Source organism: Methylobacterium sp. B1, from assembly GCF_000333255.1.
GTDB lineage: Bacteria > Pseudomonadota > Alphaproteobacteria > Rhizobiales > Beijerinckiaceae > Methylobacterium > Methylobacterium fujisawaense.
On record NZ_BACT01000447.1, the window covers coordinates 1 to 2,494 of the forward strand.

General features: G+C 69.4%; 2 protein-coding genes and 1 pseudogene. 1 reads left to right on the top strand and 2 read right to left on the bottom strand.

The window, feature by feature from the left end; genetic code table 11:
* Positions 1-289 precede the first annotated feature (289 nt).
* A complete protein-coding gene (locus I53_RS13050; protein WP_043351362.1) occupies positions 290-1,114 on the top strand; it encodes an FTR1 family protein in 825 nt (274 codons plus the stop codon).
* Positions 1,115-1,318: 204 nt separating this feature from the next.
* Here the strand turns inward: I53_RS13050 and I53_RS13055 are convergent, their stop codons facing one another.
* A complete protein-coding gene (locus tag I53_RS13055; RefSeq protein ID WP_043351364.1) occupies positions 1,319-1,795 on the bottom strand; it encodes a hypothetical protein in 477 nt (158 codons plus the stop codon).
* Between the two features lie 145 nt (positions 1,796-1,940).
* Positions 1,941-2,342, bottom strand: a pseudogene (locus I53_RS13060) (sulfurtransferase); the annotation flags it as partial.
* Between the last annotated feature and the right edge of the window lie 152 nt (positions 2,343-2,494).

The window sequence follows — 2,494 nt, forward strand, 5'->3', positions numbered from 1 at the left end:
TCCTGGCCTGTCGGCGCTGACCGTCACGTCCTCCGCGGCGACGGCATCGTGATCCCCTACGTGGCGGAGATCCGCACGGCCTGCTCGCCGGCGCGAGCCTGTGGAGCGTCTGGCTCGCCTGGCAGGTGGCGGGGCTTGCCGTCGGTGGGGTCCGCCGGGTGGCGGCCGCGGCCTGCATCGCCGGGGCGGCCGCCCTGTCGGTGGCCAATTGGGTGCTCCTGTTCTGGATCTGGTAGCGCGCGGTCCGCGCGCGGTGCTTCACGCTCTCGCATAACCCCTGGAGACCGCCATGATCGGCGCCTTCGTCATCGCCTTCCGCGAAGTCATCGAGGCAGGCCTCATCATCTCCATCGTGCTGGCGGCCACCCGGGGCATCCCGGGCCGGATGCGCTGGGTCCTGCTCGGCGTTGCCGGCGGCCTCGCGGGTGCCGCCCTGGTGGCGCTGTTCGCCGAGAAGATCTCCGATGCCTTCGAGGGGAGCGGGCAGGATATCCTGAACGCCGCGGTCCTGATCGTCGCCGTGCTGCTGCTCGTCTGGCACAACACCTGGATGAGCAAGCACGGCAAGGAACTGGCGGGCGAGCTGCGCGCCGCCGGCGCGGCGGTGCGATCGGGGGAGCGGGAGGCGGCGGCCCTCTCGATCGTGATCGGCGCCGCGATCCTGCGCGAGGGCGCCGAGCTGGTGCTGTTCCTGTATGGCCTCGTGGCCTCGGGCACCTCGGGGGCCGACATCCAGTTCGGCGCCGTCGCCGGCATCGGTGCGGGCGTGCTCCTCTCGGCGGTCACCTATCTCGGCCTCGCCTCGATTCCGAGCCGCTACGTCTTCTCGGTGACGAGCGTGCTGATCATCTTCCTCGCGGCCGGCTTGGCTGCGCAGGCCGCGCAGTTTCTGAGCAATGCCGGCGTGGTGGACGTCCTCGGCCACACCCTGTGGAACAGCTCCGGTTTGATCGCCGAGAATTCCTGGCCCGGCCGCGTCCTGCACGCCCTGGTCGGCTACACGGACCGCCCGACCGCCCTGCAGGGTCTGGTCTACATCGCCACCATCGCGGTGATGATCGGCCTGATGCAATGGAGCGCCGCCGACCAGCGCCGCGCGGTGCGGGCGGCGTAGAGCGGCGTCCGACCCCATGGCGGCCGGACCGTCCGACAGCGTGATGTGCGGAGACTGTGCGCCGCCCGGCTGACCCGGTCGGGACAGATCCGGCGCCGGGGTGCGGGCGTCCCGGGCCAAGGGGCCACCCGGCTGTGTGTCCTCGACGCGAGGCGACCGGTTCCGCCGCACCGATCGGCGATGCGGCGGATCGGGCTGTGGCCCTCAGGCCGGTGCAGCCCATTTCGCGCGATCGGCCGGCTTCTCCCTGTAGATCGTGCCGCCGAAATCGATGTGCAGTTCCGTGTCGGCCCCCTCGCGCCGGCGCGCCAGCACCTCGAAATGCTTCGGCTTGCGGCGCGGCGCGTCTACGACCATCCAACCCGCCGAGGCCGCCGCCGCGAGGGCATGCGCGGGATCGGCGGGGCCATCCGCCCGCTTGGAGCCGGGGGCGTGGTGGGGCTTCTTGTGATGGATCTCCACCGGATCCCGGCCCGCGGCCGAAATCCGTGTGACCTTGATCTCCGAGGGACGGCGCTCGCCCTCCAGGGTCACGTGCAGCCCGCTCGTGATCGGAAACGCGTCCACGCCCTTCGGGCCGAGATCGGCCAGATGTGTCTCGCCGCCCGCCTCGAGGGTGAAACGATGGGCGAAGACGTGCCGGATGGTGCCCGAGAGGGCGGTCGTGTCGTGAAGCGGCATGATTTTCTCCGTGGAGCGCCCAACCGCAGGCGCATTCGATATATCGAAATCTGCCACGAAGGTTTCAAGGACACGATCAGATCGGTCCGGACACGGCGGCAGCCCGCCATGTCCGAGGGCAGGTTTCTGGCGGCCCGCCGGCTTCTCAGGCGCCCGTCGCGACCGCGCGGGCCTGATCGGCGCCCCATTCCGACCAGGAGCCGTCGTAGAGGCTTCGCGCCGGGCGGCCCATGGTCTCGAGAGCGAGCGCGATGATCGCCGCGGTCACGCCGGAGCCGCAGGTGGTCACGATCGGCCGGTCCGGATCGACGCCGTTCTCGGCGAAGACCGACTTCAATTCCTCCGGGGTCTTCATCCGGCCGTCACGCTGGAGTGCCGCGTAATGCAGATTGCAGGCGCCCGGCATATGCCCCGGTCGGACGCCGGGCCGGGGTTCGGGCTCCTCGCCGCGGAAGCGTGTCGCCGAACGGGCATCGACCACCTGAGCCGACCCGGTTTCCAGCGCCCGCGCCACGTCGTCCGCATCCGCCACCGCGCCGTGACTAAGATCTCAATAAAATTTTGTATGCATAATAAGAGGGTTACCGGACATGCGAACAAGTATTGACAGGCCATAATGTACGAGTAGTCATAAGGACCGAGCGAGGTTGCCGGGACCAGAGATGCGATCGATCGCGGGCCGAAAGACCAAGACCATCT

Excerpts from the sequence above, each read along its gene's own strand:
- I53_RS13050 (WP_043351362.1), top strand. The coding sequence starts at position 290 with ATGATCGGCGCCTTCGTCATCGCCTTCCGCGAAGTCATCGAGGCAGGC.
- I53_RS13055 (WP_043351364.1), bottom strand. The coding sequence starts at position 1,795 with ATGCCGCTTCACGACACGACCGCCCTCTCGGGCACCATCCGGCACGTC.